The sequence below is a fragment of the Streptomyces sp. NBC_00503 genome, from assembly GCF_036346895.1.
GTDB lineage: Bacteria > Actinomycetota > Actinomycetes > Streptomycetales > Streptomycetaceae > Streptomyces.
The window spans coordinates 2,195,274-2,213,014 of sequence record NZ_CP107855.1 but is presented as its reverse complement, the minus strand read 5'-3'; the positions used below and the strand labels follow the sequence as shown (position 1 = coordinate 2,213,014).

Annotated in this window: 15 protein-coding genes; 14 read left to right on the top strand and 1 reads right to left on the bottom strand. The window is 71.3% G+C overall.

Annotated elements, in window-relative coordinates:
• Positions 1-98: 98 nt before the first annotated feature.
• Positions 99-659 (bottom strand): beta-class carbonic anhydrase, encoded by a 561-nt coding sequence (locus OG490_RS10325; protein WP_443065784.1) that lies wholly within the window; start codon positions 657-659, stop codon positions 99-101.
• Positions 660-1,000: 341 nt separating this feature from the next.
• On the opposite strand from OG490_RS10325, the gene rsmH reads away from it, so the two are divergent.
• The 14 genes from rsmH to sepF all read left to right on the top strand — a co-directional run bounded on the left by rsmH (position 1,001) and on the right by sepF (position 17,730).
• On the top strand, positions 1,001-1,930 hold the full coding sequence (gene rsmH / locus OG490_RS10320; protein ID WP_371619625.1) for a 16S rRNA (cytosine(1402)-N(4))-methyltransferase RsmH: 930 nt from the start codon (positions 1,001-1,003) through the stop codon (positions 1,928-1,930).
• A complete protein-coding gene (locus OG490_RS10315; protein WP_330295979.1) occupies positions 1,927-2,439 on the top strand; it encodes a hypothetical protein in 513 nt (170 codons plus the stop codon). The genes rsmH and OG490_RS10315 overlap by 4 nt, the downstream gene beginning before the upstream one ends.
• 279 nt (positions 2,440-2,718) lie before the next feature.
• Complete coding sequence (locus tag OG490_RS10310) at positions 2,719-4,737, top strand: peptidoglycan D,D-transpeptidase FtsI family protein (RefSeq protein WP_330295978.1); 2,019 nt, start codon at positions 2,719-2,721, stop codon at positions 4,735-4,737.
• A gap of 45 nt (positions 4,738-4,782) precedes the next feature.
• Positions 4,783-6,486, top strand: a complete 1,704-nt coding sequence (locus tag OG490_RS10305; RefSeq protein WP_330295977.1) for a UDP-N-acetylmuramoyl-L-alanyl-D-glutamate--2,6-diaminopimelate ligase — start codon at positions 4,783-4,785, stop codon at positions 6,484-6,486.
• The gene (locus OG490_RS10300) at positions 6,483-7,907 is read left to right on the top strand and encodes a UDP-N-acetylmuramoyl-tripeptide--D-alanyl-D-alanine ligase (protein ID WP_330295976.1); all 1,425 of its coding nucleotides are present in this window, start codon (positions 6,483-6,485) and stop codon (positions 7,905-7,907) included. Before OG490_RS10305 ends, OG490_RS10300 begins: the two co-directional genes overlap by 4 nt.
• Positions 7,904-8,974 carry a phospho-N-acetylmuramoyl-pentapeptide-transferase gene (mraY, locus tag OG490_RS10295; protein WP_330295975.1) on the top strand — a complete coding sequence of 357 codons (1,071 nt, stop codon included), beginning with the start codon at positions 7,904-7,906 and terminating at the stop codon, positions 8,972-8,974. Before OG490_RS10300 ends, mraY begins: the two co-directional genes overlap by 4 nt.
• The gene (murD, locus tag OG490_RS10290; protein WP_443065783.1) at positions 8,956-10,539 is read left to right on the top strand and encodes a UDP-N-acetylmuramoyl-L-alanine--D-glutamate ligase; all 1,584 of its coding nucleotides are present in this window, start codon (positions 8,956-8,958) and stop codon (positions 10,537-10,539) included. Before mraY ends, murD begins: the two co-directional genes overlap by 19 nt.
• 65 nt (positions 10,540-10,604) lie before the next feature.
• Positions 10,605-12,020 (top strand): putative lipid II flippase FtsW, encoded by a 1,416-nt coding sequence (ftsW, locus tag OG490_RS10285; protein WP_330295974.1) that lies wholly within the window; start codon positions 10,605-10,607, stop codon positions 12,018-12,020.
• 6 nt (positions 12,021-12,026) lie between these two features.
• Positions 12,027-13,121 carry an undecaprenyldiphospho-muramoylpentapeptide beta-N-acetylglucosaminyltransferase gene (gene murG, locus OG490_RS10280; protein ID WP_330295973.1) on the top strand — a complete coding sequence of 365 codons (1,095 nt, stop codon included), beginning with the start codon at positions 12,027-12,029 and terminating at the stop codon, positions 13,119-13,121.
• Between the two features lie 32 nt (positions 13,122-13,153).
• Positions 13,154-14,038: a cell division protein FtsQ/DivIB gene (locus OG490_RS10275; RefSeq protein WP_443065782.1), complete on the top strand. Its 885-nt coding sequence runs from the start codon at positions 13,154-13,156 to the stop codon at positions 14,036-14,038.
• Positions 14,039-14,319: 281 nt separating this feature from the next.
• Positions 14,320-15,516, top strand: coding sequence for a cell division protein FtsZ (gene ftsZ / locus OG490_RS10270; RefSeq protein WP_330295972.1), 1,197 nt, complete (start codon positions 14,320-14,322; stop codon positions 15,514-15,516).
• Complete coding sequence (pgeF, locus tag OG490_RS10265) at positions 15,513-16,244, top strand: peptidoglycan editing factor PgeF (protein WP_330295971.1); 732 nt, start codon at positions 15,513-15,515, stop codon at positions 16,242-16,244. Before ftsZ ends, pgeF begins: the two co-directional genes overlap by 4 nt.
• 3 nt (positions 16,245-16,247) lie before the next feature.
• Entirely contained in the window at positions 16,248-16,967 is a 720-nt protein-coding gene (locus OG490_RS10260) for a YggS family pyridoxal phosphate-dependent enzyme (protein WP_330295970.1), read from the top strand.
• A gap of 151 nt (positions 16,968-17,118) precedes the next feature.
• Positions 17,119-17,730 (top strand): cell division protein SepF, encoded by a 612-nt coding sequence (sepF, locus tag OG490_RS10255; protein ID WP_330295969.1) that lies wholly within the window; start codon positions 17,119-17,121, stop codon positions 17,728-17,730.
• Positions 17,731-17,741: the final 11 nt, after the last annotated feature.

Below are 17,741 nucleotides of genomic sequence, written 5' to 3'. Positions count from 1 at the left end.
CCGAAACACCTCAGAAATTCAAGAGTGCGGACACCGGCCCGGAGGTCCTCCGGGTGACGTCTCACCGCATTCTTGACGGCGTTACGGCCCTGTGTCACTCACGAGGTGGGATCGATCTCCCGCAGGAGCCCGGTGTGCACGTCGAAGACGAAGCCTCGCACATCGTCCTTGTGGGGCAGGAAGGGGTTCGTCCGCACCCGCTGCATGGACTGGCGGACGTCCTGGTCCACGTCGCGGAAGGCCTCGACGGCCCAGGCGGGGCGCTGGCCGACCTCGTCCTCCAGCTCGTGGCGGAAGTCCTCGGTCAGGCTTTCGAGACCACAACCGGTGTGGTGGATGAGTATGACCGCCTGGGTGCCGAGCGCCCGCTGGCTGATGGTGAGCGAGCGGATGGTGTCGTCGGTGACGACGCCGCCGGCGTTGCGGATCGTGTGACAGTCGCCGAGCTCCAGGCCGAGGGCGGCGTGCAGGTCGAGGCGGGCGTCCATACAAGCCACGACGGCCACCCGCAGGACGGGGCGGGCGTCCATGCCGGGATCGGCGAATTCCGCGGCGTAGGCGCGGTTCGCCTCCACCAGCCGGTCGGTGACGGAGCCGGCGGCGGATTCCTGGGGGGAAGCCACGGCCGGCACGGCGGGGACGGGAGTGGAAGTCGTCATGGATACGACGTTAGTGGTCACAGCCTGTCCGGGCATCGAGTGAGGGTGGACAAAGAAGGTCACTACTTCCTGTTGTGAGCTAACCCACAGGAGTGAGCACGGAGGGACCATCCGGGTGATTCAGGGCATTTCCCGGTTCCCTCCGAGTGGGCGCAGCGGCGCGCGGGGCGGTTCGTTGACCGCGGCGACCGTTGCACTAAAGTGACGCGAACCGGCCGGAGCCCGGCCCTGACCGGCCGCCCGGCCCTTTGGTAAGACTCCGCGTGCGCGGCGCGGCGTATGCCTGCCGCGCCGTTATCTGAGAGGGCGCTTTGACTAGCGAGTCCCGACATGTCCCGGTGATGCTCCAGCGGTGCCTGGACCTGTTGGCCCCGGCACTGGAGAGGCCCGGGGCCGTCGTCGTCGACTGCACCCTCGGCCTCGGCGGCCACAGCGAGGCCCTGCTCACCCGGTTCCCCGAGGCCCACCTCATCGGCCTCGACCGCGACAAGGAGGCCCTGCGCCTCTCCGGGGAGCGCCTCGCGCCCTTCGGGGAACGGGCCACCCTCGTCCACGCCATCTACGCCGACCTGGCCGACGTACTGGACGACCTGCGCATCCCGACCGTCCAGGGCATCCTCTTCGACCTCGGCGTCTCCTCCATGCAGCTGGACGAGGCCGACCGCGGCTTCGCCTACGCGCAGGACGCCCCGCTCGACATGCGGATGGACCAGACGACCGGCATCAGCGCCGCGGAGGTCCTCAACACCTACGCGCCCGGCGAGCTGGTCCGCATCCTGCGCCAGTACGGCGAGGAGAAGCAGGCCAAGCGGATCGTCTCCGCGGTGGTCCGCGAGCGGGTCAAGGAACCCTTCACCAACAGCGCACGGCTCGTCGAGCTCATCCGCGACTCCCTGCCGCAGGCCGCCAAGCGCACCGGCGGCAACCCGGCCAAGCGCACCTTCCAGGCGCTGCGCATCGAGGTCAACGGCGAACTGTCCGGGCTGGAGCGGGCCATCCCCGCCGCCGTGGACCGGATCGCGGTCGGCGGCCGGATCGCCGTGCTCTCGTACCACTCGCTGGAGGACCGCCTCGTCAAGCAGGTCTTCGCGGCCGGGGCCACCTCCACGGCCCCGCCCGGCCTGCCGGTCGTACCGGAGAAGTACCAACCGAAACTGAAGCTCCTCACGCGCGGCGCGGAACTGCCGACGGAGGAGGAGATCGCGGAGAACCGGCGGGCGGCACCGGCCCGCTTCCGCGGGGTGGAACGGATCCGGGAGGCGCGGCTGTGAGTCCACGCGGGGGACGCTTCGGCCGCGTCCTGGCCGGGAGCCCGGCCGGACAGGCGGCGCGTACGCCCTTCGTCCTGCTGGTCGTCGCGCTGCTCGGCGGCGGGCTGATCAGCCTGCTCCTGCTGAACTCGGCGCTGAACCAGGGCTCCTTCCAGCTGAGCAAGCTGAAGAAGGAGACCACCACGCTGACGGACGAGGAACAGGCCCTGCAGCGGGACGTGGACGGGTACTCGGCGCCGGACGCGCTGCAGCGGCGGGCGCACGAGCTCGGGCTGGTGCCGGGCGGCAGCCCGGTGTTCATCGGCGCCGACGGCAAGGTCGCGGGGACCGCGTCCCCGGCGGCCGAGCCCCCGCCGCCGTCCGCTCCGCCGGTCGCCTCCGCGCCCGTGCCCGCCTCCGCGGTGCCCAGCCCTGCGGGCTCCCCGGCGCTGGCACCATCGGGCTCGGCCCCGGCCGCCCCGCCGGCATCGGCCGGAGCCACCCAGCCCTCCCAGACCCCTGGACGGTGACGTCGTGACGCGTACCCCTGCGGGGCCGGTCCCCTACCCGCCCTTCCACCGTTCCCTGGGCTCCGCCCAGACCCTCCCCCAGCTACCGCCGGGGGTGCCCCCTGCCTCAAACGCCGGCGAGGCTGAAATTGCCCTCCGGGCAATTCAGGCCGCTGAGGTGCACGTGCAGGCTGACGCCGACACCATCCAGCCCCTCCGGCGTTTGAGGAGCGGGGTCTGGGGCGGAGCCCCAGGGGCTTCGGCGCAGCCGGGCTTCGCGCCCGTCCACGGGGCCTCCGCGTGAGCCCGCAGGAGCCGCCGCGGCGGCGGGTGCCGGGACCCGGCAGGCCCAGGCCCGCCCGGGCCGGGGCCGAGCGGGCCCGGGCCACGGCCCGGCCGGCCTCCAGGCCCGCCACCCGGCGCCCCGCCCCCGCGAGGAAACCGCACACCATCCGGCTCGGCGCCCCCAAGCCCCGGCTGCGCCTCGTCAGCGTCGGGCTGACGCTGGTGATGCTCGCGTTCGTCGTGCGGCTCCTCCAGGTCCAGGCGGTCGACGCGTCCGCGTACTCCGCCAAGGCCTCCCAGAACCGGTTCGCCAGCTACACCCTGGCCGCCGAGCGCGGGGAGATCACCGACCGCAAGGGCGTCGCGCTCGCCACCAGCGTGGACGCGTACGACATCACCGCCGACCCGCAGATGTTCACCCCGCAGGAGAGCAAGGCCCCGGACGCCCCCGAGCAGGCGGCCGCCCTCCTCGCCCCGATCATCGGCAAGGACGTCAAGGAGCTCACCGAGCGCCTGAGGACGAAGAACACCCGCTACGTCGTCCTGGCCCGCCGCCAGACCCCGCAGGTCTGGAACCAGATCAAGGGCCTGAAGAAGGTCTTCGCGGACAAGGCGGCCGCGGACAAGCGGGCCAACGGCCCCGGCGCGAACGTCATCGCGGGCGTGTTCAACGAGAACAGCAGCAAGCGCGTGTACCCGAACGGCGACCTCGCCGCCGGGATACTGGGTTACGTCAACGCCGAGGGCAAGGGCGGCGGCGGCCTGGAGTCCTCCCTGGACAAGAAGCTGTCGGGCAAGGACGGCGAGCTCAGCTACGCCCAGTCCGGCGGCCGCCGCGTCCCGACGGCCGGTTCCCACGAGACGCCCGCCGTGCCCGGCCAGGACATCGAGCTGACCATCGACCGCGACATCCAGTGGGCCGCGCAGAGCGCGATCACCGAGCAGGTCGCCAAGTCGGAGGCCGACCGCGGGTACGTCATCGTCCAGGACACCCGCACCGGCGAGGTCCTCGCCATGGCCAACGCCCCCGGCTTCGACCCCAACGACCTGTCCAAGGCCAGCTCGGCCGCCATGGGCAACGCCGCCCTCCAGGACGTGTACGAGCCCGGTTCCACCGCCAAGGTGATGTCCATGGCCGCCGTGCTGGAGGAGAAGAAGGCGACCGCCGACACCCACGTCGAGGTTCCCAACCGGCTGCACCGCGGCGACCGGCTGTTCAAGGACGACATCGACCACCCGACCTGGTACCTGACCCTCAACGGGGTCCTCGCCAAGTCCTCCAACATCGGCACCATCCTGGCCACCGGCCAGCTGGGTGCGACGCAGCCCGAGTCCAACAAGGTCCTGTACTCGTACCTGAACAAGTTCGGCATCGGGCAGCCCACCGGCCTGAACTACCCGGGCGAGTCGAGGGGCATCCTCGCCAAGCCCGAGGCCTGGTCCACCTCCCAGCAGTACACGATCCCCTTCGGCCAGGGCCTGTCCCTCAACGCCATGCAGGCGGCCTCGGTCTACTCGACCATCGCCAACGGCGGCGTCCGCATCCAGCCGACCCTGGTCCGCGGCACCAAGGGCCCCGACGGCCGCTTCACCCCGGCCCCGGCGCCCCCGCGGACCCAGGTCGTCAGCCCGGAGACGGCCAAGACCCTGGCGCAGATGCTGGAGTCGGTGGTCGACGACCAGGAGGGCACCGGCACCAGGGCCCGCATCCCCGGCTACCGGGTGGGCGGCAAGACCGGCACCTCCAACCGGGTGGATCCGGCCACCGGCCGCTACAAGGGCTACACCGCCTCCTTCGCCGGTTTCGCACCGGCCGACAACCCCCGCATCACCGTCTACTGCGCCATCCAGAACCCCACCAAGGGCAGCTACTTCGGCGGCCAGATCTGCGGGCCCATCTACAAGAAGGTCATGGAGTTCGCCCTCAAGACCCTCCAGGTCGCCCCCACCGGAACCGCTCCGGCCGGGCTCCCGGTCACCTACGAACCCGGTGCGCAGCCCGGCCCGCAGCCGAGCCCGCAGCCGGGCCAGTGACCACCGTCCGTCCGGCCCGCCCCAGAAATGCGTGAGGCACCCCCAGTGACAACGATCACCCCCAAACCCGGGAACCGCGCGGACACCGGCGCCGAGGCCGGGCCCTCGCTTCGCGAGCGGCCCGCCGGGCCCGGTACGCTCACCGCCGTGCCCCACGCCGATCAGCCCAGAACCGCCCAGAACGATGCCCCGGCAGCGCCGCCGGGAGCGCCACGCCCCCTGTCCGCCCGCCCGACCCCTCTCGGCGAGCTGGCGGCCCTGCTGGGAGCGGACGGCCTCGGCGCGCAGACGCGGATCACCGGCATCACGCACGACTCCCGTGCCGTGCGCCCCGGAGACCTCTACGCCGCCCTGCCGGGAGCCAAGCTGCACGGCGCGGACTTCGCCGCGCAGGCGGCCGCCCTCGGTGCCGTGGCCGTGCTGACCGATCCGGCCGGCGCGGACCGCGCCGCGGCCACCGGGCTGCCGGTCCTCGCCGTCGCCGACCCGCGCGGCCGGATGGGCGAACTGGCCGCCGCGATCTACGGACGGCCGGGCGAAGGCCTGCTCCAGATCGGCATCACCGGCACCTCCGGCAAGACCACCACGGCGTACCTCGTCGAGGGCGGCCTGCGCGGCGCCGGACGCAGGACGGGCCTCATCGGCACCGTCGAGATGCGGGTCGGGGACGAGCGCATCAAGTCCGAGCGCACCACCCCCGAGGCCACCGACCTGCAGGCGCTGTTCGCGGTCATGCGCGAACGCGGGGTCGAGGCCGTGGCCATGGAGGTCTCCAGCCACGCGCTGGTGCTCGGCCGGGTCGACGGCTGCGTCTTCGACGTGGCGGTCTTCAACAACCTGAGCCCGGAACACATGGAGTTCCACACCGGCATGGAGGACTACTTCCAGGCCAAGGCGCAGCTCTTCACCGAACGCCGGGCCCGGCTCGGCGTGGTCAACATCGACGACGAGTACGGCCGGCGCCTGGCCAAGGAGTCGCCGATCCCGGTGGTCACCTTCTCGGCCGCCGGGGATCCGGCCGCCGACTGGCGCGCCGAGGACGTGGTCTCCGGCCACATGGACTCCACCTTGACCCTGGTGGGCCCGGACGGTCAGCGCGTGCGCGCCACCGCCCCGCTGCCCGGACCGTTCAACGTGGCCAACACCGTCGCCGCCGTGGTCACGCTCGCGGCCGCCGGCCTCGACCCGCAGACCGCCGCCGACGGCGTCGCCGCGGTCCCCGGGGTGCCCGGCCGGCTGGAGCGGGTGGACGCGGGCCAGCCGTACCTGGCCGTCGTGGACTACGCGCACAAGACGGACGCCGTCGAATCGGTCCTGCGGGCCCTGCGCGAGGTCACCACCGGCAGGCTCCACCTCGTACTCGGCTGCGGCGGCGACCGCGACACCACCAAGCGGGCCCCGATGGGGGCCGCGGCCGCCCGGTTCGCCGACACCACCGTGCTGACCTCCGACAACCCGCGCTCCGAGGACCCCCTCGCGATCCTCGCCGCGATGTTCGAAGGCGCCGTTTCCGTCCCCGCCGCCGAGCGCGGCACCGTCCTCGTCGACGCCGACCGGGCGGCGGCCATCGCCGCGGCCGTGGCGCGCGCCGAGGCCGGCGACACCGTGCTGGTGGCCGGCAAGGGCCACGAGCAGGGGCAGGACATCGCAGGCGTCGTACGTCCCTTCGACGACCGCGCGGTCCTGCGCGCGGCCATCGAGACCCAAGCGCAGCAGCGTGCCCGACAGGCCGAGGTGAACCACCAGTGATCGCCCTTTCCCTCGCCGAGATCGCCGACATCACCGGCGGGCGGCCCCACGACATACCGGATCCGTCCGTCCGCATCACCGGGCCGGTGGTCATCGACTCCCGGCAGGTGGAGCCCGGCAGCCTGTTCGCCGCGTTCGCGGGCGAGCAGGTCGACGGCCACGACTACGCCGAGCGGGCTGTCGCGGCCGGCGCCGCGGCCGTCCTCGCGGCCCGTCCCGTCGGCGTACCCGCCGTCGTCGTCCCCGACGTGGAGAAGGCGCTCGGCGCCCTCGCCCGGGAGGTCGTCGGGCGGCTGGGCACCGATGTGGTGGCCCTGACGGGCTCCGCCGGGAAGACGTCCACCAAGGACCTCATCGCGCAGGTGCTCCAGACCCACGCGCCCACAGTGTGGACACCCGGCTCCCTCAACAACGAGATCGGCCTGCCGCTCACCGCCCTGAAGGCCACCGAGGAGACCCGGCACCTGGTGCTGGAGATGGGTGCCCGGGGCATCGGCCACATCAACTACCTCACCGGTCTGACGCCGCCCCGCATCGGCCTCGTGCTGAACGTGGGGACCGCCCACATCGGGGAGTTCGGCGGCCGCGAACAGATCGCCCAGGCCAAGGGAGAGCTGGTCGAGGCCCTGCCGGCGGCGGCCGACGGCGGCATCGCCGTGCTGAACGCCGACGACCCCCTGGTCCGCCCGATGTCCGCCCGCACGAAGGCCCGTACGGTCCTGTTCGGCGAGGCCGAGGACGCCGACGTACGGGCCACCGGGGTGCGGATGACACCGGGAGGACAGCCCTCCTTCACACTCCACACACCCACCGGGTGCGGCGAAGTGACCTTGCGGCTGTACGGTGAGCACCACGTGTCGAACGCGCTCGCCGCGGCCGCCGTCGCCCACGTACTGGGCATGTCCACCGAGGAGATCGCCACGGCGCTCTCCGGGGCGGGCACCCTGTCCCGGTGGCGGATGGAGGTCACCGAGCGGGCGGACGGTGTGACGATCGTCAACGACGCCTACAACGCGAACCCCGAGTCCATGCGGGCCGCCCTGCGCGCGCTTGCCGCGATGGGCGGCGCCGCCAGGGCAGACGGGGGACGTACGTGGGCGGTGCTCGGTCCCATGGCCGAGCTCGGTGACGCATCGCTCGCCGAGCACGACGCCGTGGGACGGCTCGCCGTCCGGCTCAACGTGAGCAAGCTCGTAGCAGTCGGGGGCAGGGAAGCGTCCTGGCTGCAACTGGGCGCATATAACGAGGGTTCGTGGGGTGAGGAGTCGGTGCTCGTGTCCGACGCGCAGGCGGCGGTCGACCTGTTGCGCAGTGAGCTGCGCCCGGGTGACGTCGTGCTGGTGAAGGCTTCCAGGTCCATTGGTCTGGAGCGGGTCGCGCTGGCGTTGCTGGAGCGCGAGGGCGAGGTCGCCGGCCGATGAGGCAGATCCTGTTCTCCGGAGTCATCGGACTCTTCCTCACGCTCATCGGCACCCCGTTGCTGATCAAGGGTCTGGCCCGCAAGGGCTACGGCCAGTTCATCCGTGACGACGGTCCGCGCGGCCACGCCGGGAAGAAGGGCACGCCCACCATGGGCGGTATCTCCTTCATCCTGGCCACGCTGATCGCGTACGCCCTCACCAAGGTGATCACCGGGAGCAGCCCGACCTTCTCGGGCGTGCTCGTCCTCATGCTGATGGCGGGCATGGGGCTGGTCGGTTTCCTCGACGACTACATCAAGATCGTCAAGCAGCGTTCGCTGGGTCTGCGGGCCAAGGCCAAGATGGCCGGCCAGCTGATCGTGGGCATCGCCTTCGCGGTGCTCGCGCTCCAGTTCAAGGACTCCCGCGGACTCGCCCCGGCCTCCACCAAGCTGTCGTTCGTCACGGACTTCGGCTGGGCGATCGGCCCGGTGCTGTTCGTGGTCTGGGCGCTGTTCATGATCCTGGCCATGTCCAACGGCGTGAACCTGACGGACGGTCTGGACGGCCTGGCCACCGGCGCCGCCGTGATGGTCTTCGGCGCCTACACCTTCATCGGTGTCTGGCAGTACCAGGAGTCCTGCGCCAACGCGCAGACCCTGACCAACCCGGCCGCCTGTTTCGAGGTACGGGACCCACTGGACCTGGCGGTCGTGGCCTCCGCCCTGATGGGCGCCTGCTTCGGCTTCCTGTGGTGGAACACCTCGCCCGCCAAGATCTTCATGGGTGACACCGGTTCGCTGGCACTGGGCGGCGCGCTCGCGGGCATCGCGATCTGCTCCCGCACGGAGTTCCTGATGGCGCTCCTGGGCGGCCTCTTCGTCCTCATCACCATGTCGGTCGTCATCCAGGTCGGCTCCTTCAAGCTGACCGGGAAGCGCGTCTTCCGGATGGCGCCACTCCAGCACCACTTCGAACTCAAGGGGTGGTCCGAAGTCCTTGTCGTGGTCCGCTTCTGGATCATCCAGGGCATGTGCGTGATCGTGGGTCTGGGACTCTTCTACGCAGGATGGGCAGCGGACAAGTGAGCGACGCCGACCAGCACCCCGCCGGGCCCGGCCAGCAGGCCGCGGACCCGGCCCGGTACGGGCTGCCGCACCGGGTCACGGTCGCCGGCCTCGGGGTGAGCGGCGTCAGCGCCGCCCGCGCGCTGGCCCGCTTCGGCGTCGCCGTGACCGTGGTGGACAACGGCGACGGCGACGCCCACCGGGCGCGCGCCGCCGAGCTCGCCGAGCAGGGCATCGAGGTCCGCCTCGGCCGCACCGCCGAGGGCGGCCCGGCCGGAGAGGTCCTGCCGGAAGGCACGGAGCTCGTGGTCACCTCGCCCGGCTGGAAGCCGGACAGCCCGCTGTTCCAGGCCGCCGCCGCGGCCGGTGTCGACGTCGTGGGCGACGTGGAGATCGCGTGGCGGCTGCGCGGGGCCGGAGCGGACCTGCGCGCCGCCGCATCCGGCGAGTCCGCCGGGGTCGGTGCCGACCGGTCCGCGGCCGGGACCGACCGGTCCGCACCCGCGGCCTGGCTCGCGATCACCGGCACCAACGGCAAGACCACCACCACTCAGATGCTCGCCTCGATCCTGAAGGCCGAGGGTCTGCGGACCGCGGCCGTCGGGAACATCGGCACCCCGATCATCGACGTGGTGCTCGGCGAGGAGACGTACGACGTCCTCGCCGTCGAGCTCTCCAGCTACCAGCTGCACTGGGCGCCCTCCGTGCGCGCCCACTCCGCGGCCGTCCTCAACCTGGCCCCGGACCACCTGGACTGGCACGGCTCGATGGAGGCGTACGCCGCCGACAAGGGCCGGATCTACGAGGGCAACACGGTGGCCTGCGTCTACAACGCCGCCGACAAGGCCACCGAGGACCTGGTCCTCGAAGCCGACGTCGAGGAGGGCTGCCGGGCGATCGGCTTCACCCTCGGCGCCCCCGGCCCCTCCATGCTGGGCGTGGTCGACGGGATCCTCGTCGACCGGGCCTTCGTGGAGAACCGGCAGAAGAACGCCCAGGAGCTCGCCGAGGTCGCCGACGTCAACCCGCCGGCCCCGCACAACATCGCCAACGCGCTCGCCGCGGCGGCCCTGGCCCGCGCCTTCGGCGTCGCGCCGCGCGCCGTCCGCGACGGGCTGCGCAACTTCCGGCCCGACGCGCACCGGGTCAGCCACGTGGACGAGGTGGACGGGGTCACGTACATCGACGACTCCAAGGCCACCAACACCCACGCCGCCGAGGCCTCCCTGGCGGCCTTCGATCCGGTCGTCTGGATCGCCGGCGGTCTCGCCAAGGGCGCGACCTTCGACGAGCTCGTGGCGAAGTCGGCGAAGCGGCTGCGCGGGGTCGTGCTGATCGGCGCCGACCGGGCGCTGATCGCCGAGGCGCTGGCGCGACACGCCCCGCAGGTCCCGGTCGTGGACCTCGGGCGGACCGACACTGGGGCGATGCTCGCGGCGGTCCGGGAAGCGGCCCGGCTCGCGGAATCCGGAGACACGGTTCTGCTGGCCCCCGCGTGTGCCTCGATGGACATGTTCGTGAACTACAACAAGCGCGGGGACGCGTTCGCCGACGCGGTGCGCGAACTGGGCGCCGAGAAGGCCTAGGTCCGGAGCTCCCGCCGGCTGCTCGCCTCGCCTCGCCTCGGTACGAGTGGAGGGGAAGATCACAGATGCCGGCCAAGCAAGTACTGCCGGGACGGCGGCCGTCCGCCGACAAGGCCGCCGGATCCGACAAGGCCGAGCGGACCGCCAAGGCATCCGGGGCCGGCCGGACACTGGGCCGCAAGCGCTCCGCGGCGAGCGCGAAGCGGCCCGCCGCGGGCGGGCCGCTGGCCGGGCTGCGGCGTACGCAGCGGCAGTTGCGCCGGGCCTGGGACCGTCCACTCACCGCGTATTACCTGATTTTCGGCAGCTCCCTGCTCATCACCGTGCTCGGCCTGGTGATGGTCTACTCGGCCTCGATGATCAAGGCGCTCCAGCTGGGCCTCGGCGACGCGTACTTCTTCAAGAAGCAGTTCCTCGCGGCCGCGATCGGCACCGTCCTCCTGCTGGTCGCCTCCCGGATGCCCGTCAAACTCCACCGGGCGCTGTCCTATCCGGTGCTCGCCGGCACGCTCTTCCTGATGGCGCTGGTCCAGGTCCCCGGGATAGGCGTATCGATCAACGGCAACCAGAATTGGATCTCCCTTGGCGGTCCGTTCATGCTCCAGCCCAGTGAGTTCGGCAAGCTGGCGCTCATCCTGTGGGGCGCCGACCTGCTGGCGCGCAAGGGCGAGAGGGACCTGCTGAGCCAGTGGAAACACCTGCTGGTCCCGCTGGTGCCGGTCACCTTCCTGCTGCTCGGGCTCATCATGCTGGGCGGGGACATGGGCACCGCGATGATCCTCGGAGCCATCCTGTTCGGCCTGTTGTGGCTGGCCGGGGCGCCGACCCGGATGTTCGCGGGCGTACTGGCCCTCGCGGGCGTGCTCGTCGCACTGCTCATCAAGACCAGCCCGCACCGCATGGACCGGCTCGCGTGCATCGGTGCCACCGATCCGGGCAAAAACGACCTTTGCTGGCAGGCCGTCCACGGAATCTACGCCCTCGCCTCCGGCGGCTGGTTCGGTTCCGGGCTGGGTGCGAGTGTGGAAAAATGGGGGCAACTGCCAGAGGCCCACACCGACTTCATCTTCGCCATCACCGGCGAGGAACTGGGGCTGGCGGGGACGCTGTCGGTGCTCGCCCTGTTCGCGGCCCTAGGCTATGCGGGTATCCGCGTGGCCGGACGCACGGAGGACCCCTTCGTACGCTATGCCGCGGGAGGCGTGACCACCTGGATCACGGCGCAGGCCGTGATCAACATCGGTGCGGTGCTCGGCTTGCTGCCGATCGCCGGAGTCCCGCTCCCGCTGTTCTCGTACGGTGGGTCGGCCCTGCTTCCGACCATGTTCGCGGTCGGACTGCTCATCGCGTTCGCGCGTGAGGAGCCGGCGGCACGCGCGGCGCTCGCGATGCGCAAGCCGAGGAACGGCCGGGCGCGGACCGGGCAGAGATGGAAGTCGATGAGACGGCGCGTCAAGAAGCGTCCGTCCGGAGAGCGGTGAATTTCGGTGCATGTCGTACTAGCCGGTGGGGGGACCGCCGGCCACATCGAGCCGGCGCTGGCCCTCGCGGACGCCCTGCGCAGGCGGGACCCCTCCGTGGGCATCACCGCCCTCGGCACGGAACGCGGACTCGAAACCCGTCTGGTGCCCGAGCGCGGCTACGAGCTGGGACTGATCCCGGCCGTCCCGCTGCCCCGTAGGCCCACGCCCGAGCTGATCACCGTCCCCGGACGGCTGCGCGGCACCATCAAGGCCGCGGAGGAGATCCTCCTGCGCACCAAGGCCGACTGCGTCGTCGGATTCGGCGGCTACGTGGCCCTGCCCGGCTATCTCGCGGCCAAGCGCCTCGGGGTGCCGATCATCGTCCACGAGGCCAACGCCCGGCCCGGACTGGCCAACAAGATCGGCTCCCGGTACGCGTACGCCGTCGCGGTCTCCACGCCCGACAGCAAGCTGCGCGGCTCCCGCTACGTGGGCATCCCGCTGCGCCGCTCGATCTCCACCCTGGACCGGGCCATGGTCCGCCCGGAGGCGCGCGCCGCCTTCGGCCTGGACCCCAACCTGCCGACGCTGCTGGTCTCCGGCGGCTCGCAGGGCGCCCGACGCCTCAACGAGGTGATCGAGCAGGTCGCGCCGACCCTCCAGCGCTCCGGGATCCAGATCCTGCACGCGGTCGGTCCGAAGAACGAACTGCCGCGTGTCGACAACATGCCCGGGATGCCGCCGTATGTCCCGGTACCGTACGTGGACCGGATGGATCTCGCGTACGCCGCCGCCGACATGATGCTGTGCCGGGCGGGCGCGATGACCGTCGCCGAACTCTCCGCCGTCGGGCTGCCCGCCGCCTACGTCCCGTTGCCCATCGGCAACGGCGAACAGCGGCTCAACGCCCAGCCGGTGGTCAAGGCCGGCGGCGGCCTGCTCGTGGACGACGCGGAACTGACGCCCCAGTGGGTGCTCAGCCAGGTCCTCCCGGTCCTCGCCGACCCGCACCGCTTGTACGAGATGTCCCGCGCCGCCGCCGAGTTCGGCCGCCGGGACGCCGACGAGCTGCTGGTCGGCATGGTGTACGAGGCGATCGCCGCCAACAGGACCCGCTGAGCCGGGAGAGCACCGACGCAGGAGGCACAGGAGTGGCCGGAGCGAGCACCGCGCAACGCGGCAATCCCGGACCCGCCCGCCAGGGCAAGGGGTCCGGCTCCCTCAAGCGGCCCAAGGCCCCCAAAGCGCCCAAGTCGCCCAAGCCGCCGAGGGGATCCGGCCCGGAGGGGTCCGGCCGCTCCTGGCCGCGCGGGCCGCTCCTGCCGCGGGGCCTGCGCCGGGGCCCCGCCCTGGTGGCGGGGCTCGTCCTGGCGGTGCTCCTGGCCGCCGGCTGCACCTGGGTGCTCTACGGCTCCTCCTGGCTCCGGGTCGAGAAGGTCGCCGCGGGCGGCACCGAGGTCCTGACCCCGGACCAGGTGCTGGCCGCGGCGGCCGTGCCCGTCGGCGCGCCCATGGTCTCCGTGGACACCGACGAGATCGCGGCCCGGCTCCGCGGCAGACTGCCCCGCATCGATTCGGTCGAGGTGGTGCGGGCCTGGCCGCACGGAATCGGGCTCAAGGTGACGGAACGCAAGCCGGTCCTGCTCATCAAAAAGGGCAATGAGTTCGTGGAAGTGGACGTTTCGGGTGTGCGATTCGACACGGTCGCGAAAGCACCCGGAGGCGTTCCGGTCCTCGAACTGGCCGCGGACCGCTCGGCGAGCGGCCGCCGTTTCGACGAGGAACGGCTTCTGCACGAGGCCGTCGGGATCGCGGGCGGCCTCCCGGAGGCCATCCGCAAGGAGACCGTGCAGGTCAAGGTGGGCTCGTACGACTCAGTGGTACTGGAGTTGACGCGGGGTCGGACCGTGATCTGGGGGAGCGGCGAACAGGGTGACGCGAAAGGTCGCGCTCTGTCCGCACTCCTGAAGGCGTCGCCCAAGGCCGATCGCTTCGACGTCAGCGTCCCCACCGCCCCGGCGGTGTCCGGTAGTTGACGTCAGGTCGAACAGCGACGCACCCTGGTTGGCCACCGATACGGGTGATCACATAGGGTGAAAAGAAAAACGGGAGGTTCGGCGTGTTCGTTGAACACGCGCTACTTGTCGACTTAGTGTCCTGTTCGGAAGAGTCCAAGGAACAGACACACCCCTAACCCTAAACTTCAGGGTGAGGGTTCGGGTCGGCGTTGTACGGACCGTCCCAATTTCGGCATCAGTCGTCGCACCGCAGGCCCGCGAGGCGAACGACACGTAACTCGAGGCGAGAGGCCTTCGACGTGGCAGCACCGCAGAACTACCTCGCAGTCATCAAGGTCATCGGTGTCGGCGGCGGTGGTGTCAATGCCATCAACCGAATGATCGAGGTCGGTCTCAAGGGCGTCGAGTTCATCGCCATCAACACAGACGCCCAGGCGCTGTTGATGAGCGACGCCGACGTCAAGCTCGACGTCGGTCGGGAACTGACCCGGGGCCTTGGCGCCGGCGCCAACCCGGATGTCGGCCGCAAGGCGGCAGAGGACCACCGCGAGGAGATCGAGGAGGTCCTCAAGGGGGCCGACATGGTCTTCGTCACCGCCGGAGAAGGCGGCGGCACCGGAACGGGCGGCGCACCTGTCGTCGCCAACATCGCGCGCTCGCTGGGCGCCCTCACGATCGGTGTGGTCACCCGGCCGTTCACCTTCGAGGGCCGGCGCCGCGCCAACCAGGCCGAGGACGGCATCGCCCAGCTCCGTGAGCAGGTCGACACCCTCATCGTCATCCCCAACGACCGGCTGCTGTCCATCTCGGACCGGCAGGTCAGCGTCCTCGACGCCTTCAAGTCGGCCGACCAGGTCCTGCTTTCCGGCGTCCAGGGCATCACCGACCTCATCACGACCCCGGGTCTGATCAACCTCGACTTCGCGGACGTCAAGTCCGTGATGTCCGAGGCGGGCTCGGCCCTGATGGGCATCGGCTCGGCCCGCGGCGACGACCGCGCGGTGGCCGCGGCGGAGATGGCGATCTCCTCGCCGCTGCTGGAGGCGTCCATCGACGGCGCCCGTGGCGTGCTGCTCTCCATCTCCGGCGGCTCGGACCTCGGTCTCTTCGAGATCAACGAGGCCGCGCAGCTGGTGAGCGAGGCCGCGCACCCCGAGGCGAACATCATCTTCGGCGCCGTGATCGACGACGCGCTCGGCGACGAGGTGCGGGTCACCGTGATCGCGGCCGGGTTCGACGGCGGACAGCCGCCGGCCCGCCGGGACAACGTGATCGGCGCCGCGTCCACCAAGCGCGAGGAGCCGGCTCCGGTTCCGGTCCGTTCCGCCGAGCCGGCCCGCCCGGCCTTCGGCGGACTCGGCTCGGTCACCCCGCGCGAGGAGCCGGTGCGCGAGCCGGTCCAGGTCGCGGAGGCGCCCGCGCCGCAGGTCCCGACGGCCCGCCCGTACCAGGACAGCCCGGCCGAAGAACTGGATGTCCCGGACTTCTTGAAGTGACGCTGGAACATCACAGCGAGAGCGGCGCCCACTTCGCCTTCACCGACAGGTGGGGCGGAGTGAGCGCCGTTCCGTACGAAGAGCTCAACCTCGGCGGCGCGGTCGGAGACGACCCGGCCGCCGTTCGTGCGAACCGGACGGCCGCGGCGAAGGTGCTGGGCATCGAGCCGGACCTGGTGGTCTGGATGAACCAGGTGCACGGGCGGGACGTGGCCGTGGTCGACGGCCCCTGGGCCGCCGGCGAGGACATCCCCTCCGTGGACGCGGTGGTGACCTCCCGTCGGGGGCTCGCCCTCGCGGTCCTCACCGCCGACTGCACGCCCGTCCTGCTGGCCGACCCCGTCGCCGGCATCGCGGGAGCCGCCCACGCCGGGCGGCCCGGACTGGTCGCGGGGGTGGTGACCGCGGCCGTGGAGGCCATGGTCGCGCTCGGCGCCGACCCCGCGCGCATGGTCGCCCGTACCGGACCCGCGGTGTGCGGCCGCTGCTACGAAGTGCCCGCGCAGATGCGGGCGGCGGTGGCCGAGGTGGTGCCCGCCGCCTACGCCGAGACCAGCTGGGGGACACCGGCCGTCGACGTGGTCGCCGGGGTGCACGCGCAGCTGGCCGAGGCGGGGGTGGTGAACTCCTCGCGTTCCCCGGTCTGCACACTGGAGTCGCGGGACCACTTCTCGTACCGCCGCGACCGGGTGACCGGGCGGCTTGCCGGATATGTCTGGTTGGACTGACGAATGACGGATCGTAAGGCAGAGCTCGCCGAGAACCTCGCCCGGGTCGAGGAGCGGATCGCGTCCGCCTGCGCGGCCGCGGGCCGCAAGCGGGAAGAGGTGACGCTCATCGTGGTCACCAAGACCTACCCGGCGAGCGACGTACGACTGCTGGCGGACCTGGGCATCCGTCACATGGCGGAAAACCGGGACCAGGACGCGGCCCCCAAAGCCGCGGCCTGCGCGGATCTGCCGATCGCCTGGCATTTCGTCGGCCAGTTGCAGACGAACAAAGTCCGTTCGGTGGCCGGATACGCGCATGTCGTGCAGTCGGTCGACCGGCCCAAGCTCGTCACGGCGCTCTCGGCGGCCGCGGAGGGCGCGGGACGGGAACTGGGCTGCACGGTCCAGATCGCCCTCGACGCCGAGTCGGGCGAGCGGGGGGCCCGCGGAGGCGCGGCGCCCGAGCAGCTCGCCGAGTTGGCGGACCTCGTGGCGGCGGCGCCCGGACTGCGCATCGACGGTCTCATGACGGTCGCGCCGCTGGCCGGGCAGTACGCGGGACGCGAACAGGCGGCCTTCGAGCGGCTGATGGAATTGTCATCCCGCCTGCGCGCGGACCATCCGGCTGCCACGATGGTGTCGGCCGGGATGAGCGCAGACCTGGAACAGGCCGTTGCGGCCGGTGCGACACATGTACGCGTCGGCACTGCGGTACTCGGCGCGAGACCCCGGCTCGGGTAACGTCGCGAAGAAAGTCGGACCACAGCAGAAAATATGGTCATTACCGCTGATGGGCGGGCAGACCACGTGGATCGCGGGCAGTTGGTGACATTCGTGACACGGCGAGACACCTGCGACAGGGCGATCCACCACAGAGCGGAGGACTCAGAGAATGGCCGGCGCGATGCGCAAGATGGCGGTCTACCTCGGCCTCGTGGAGGACGACCGGTACGACAACCCGGGGTACGACCCCGACGACGAGTTCGAACCCGAGCCGGAACCGGACCGGGAGCGCCGCCGACAGCAACCGGCTTCGCACCAAACGCCCGTATCGGACGAACCGGTACGAGTTGCGCAGCCTCCGGCACCCAGGGAACCCCTGTCAATGCCGGTGGAAAACGGACGTCCTGCGCGAATTGCCCCCGTGGCATCCATCACACCCGAACGCTCGATCCTGGAGAAGAACGCCCCCGTGATCATGCCCAAGGTCGTCTCCGAGCGGGAGCCGTACCGCATCACGACGCTGCACCCCCGGACCTACAACGAGGCCCGTACCATCGGGGAACACTTCCGTGAGGGCACCCCGGTGATCATGAACCTCACGGAGATGGACGACACGGACGCGAAGCGTCTTGTCGACTTCGCCGCCGGACTCGTGTTCGGTCTGCACGGCAGCATTGAACGCGTGACACAGAAGGTGTTCCTGCTGTCGCCTGCTAACGTCGATGTCACGGCGGAGGACAAGGCCCGCATCGCGGAGGGCGGGTTCTTCAACCAAAGCTAGACCGATCCGTC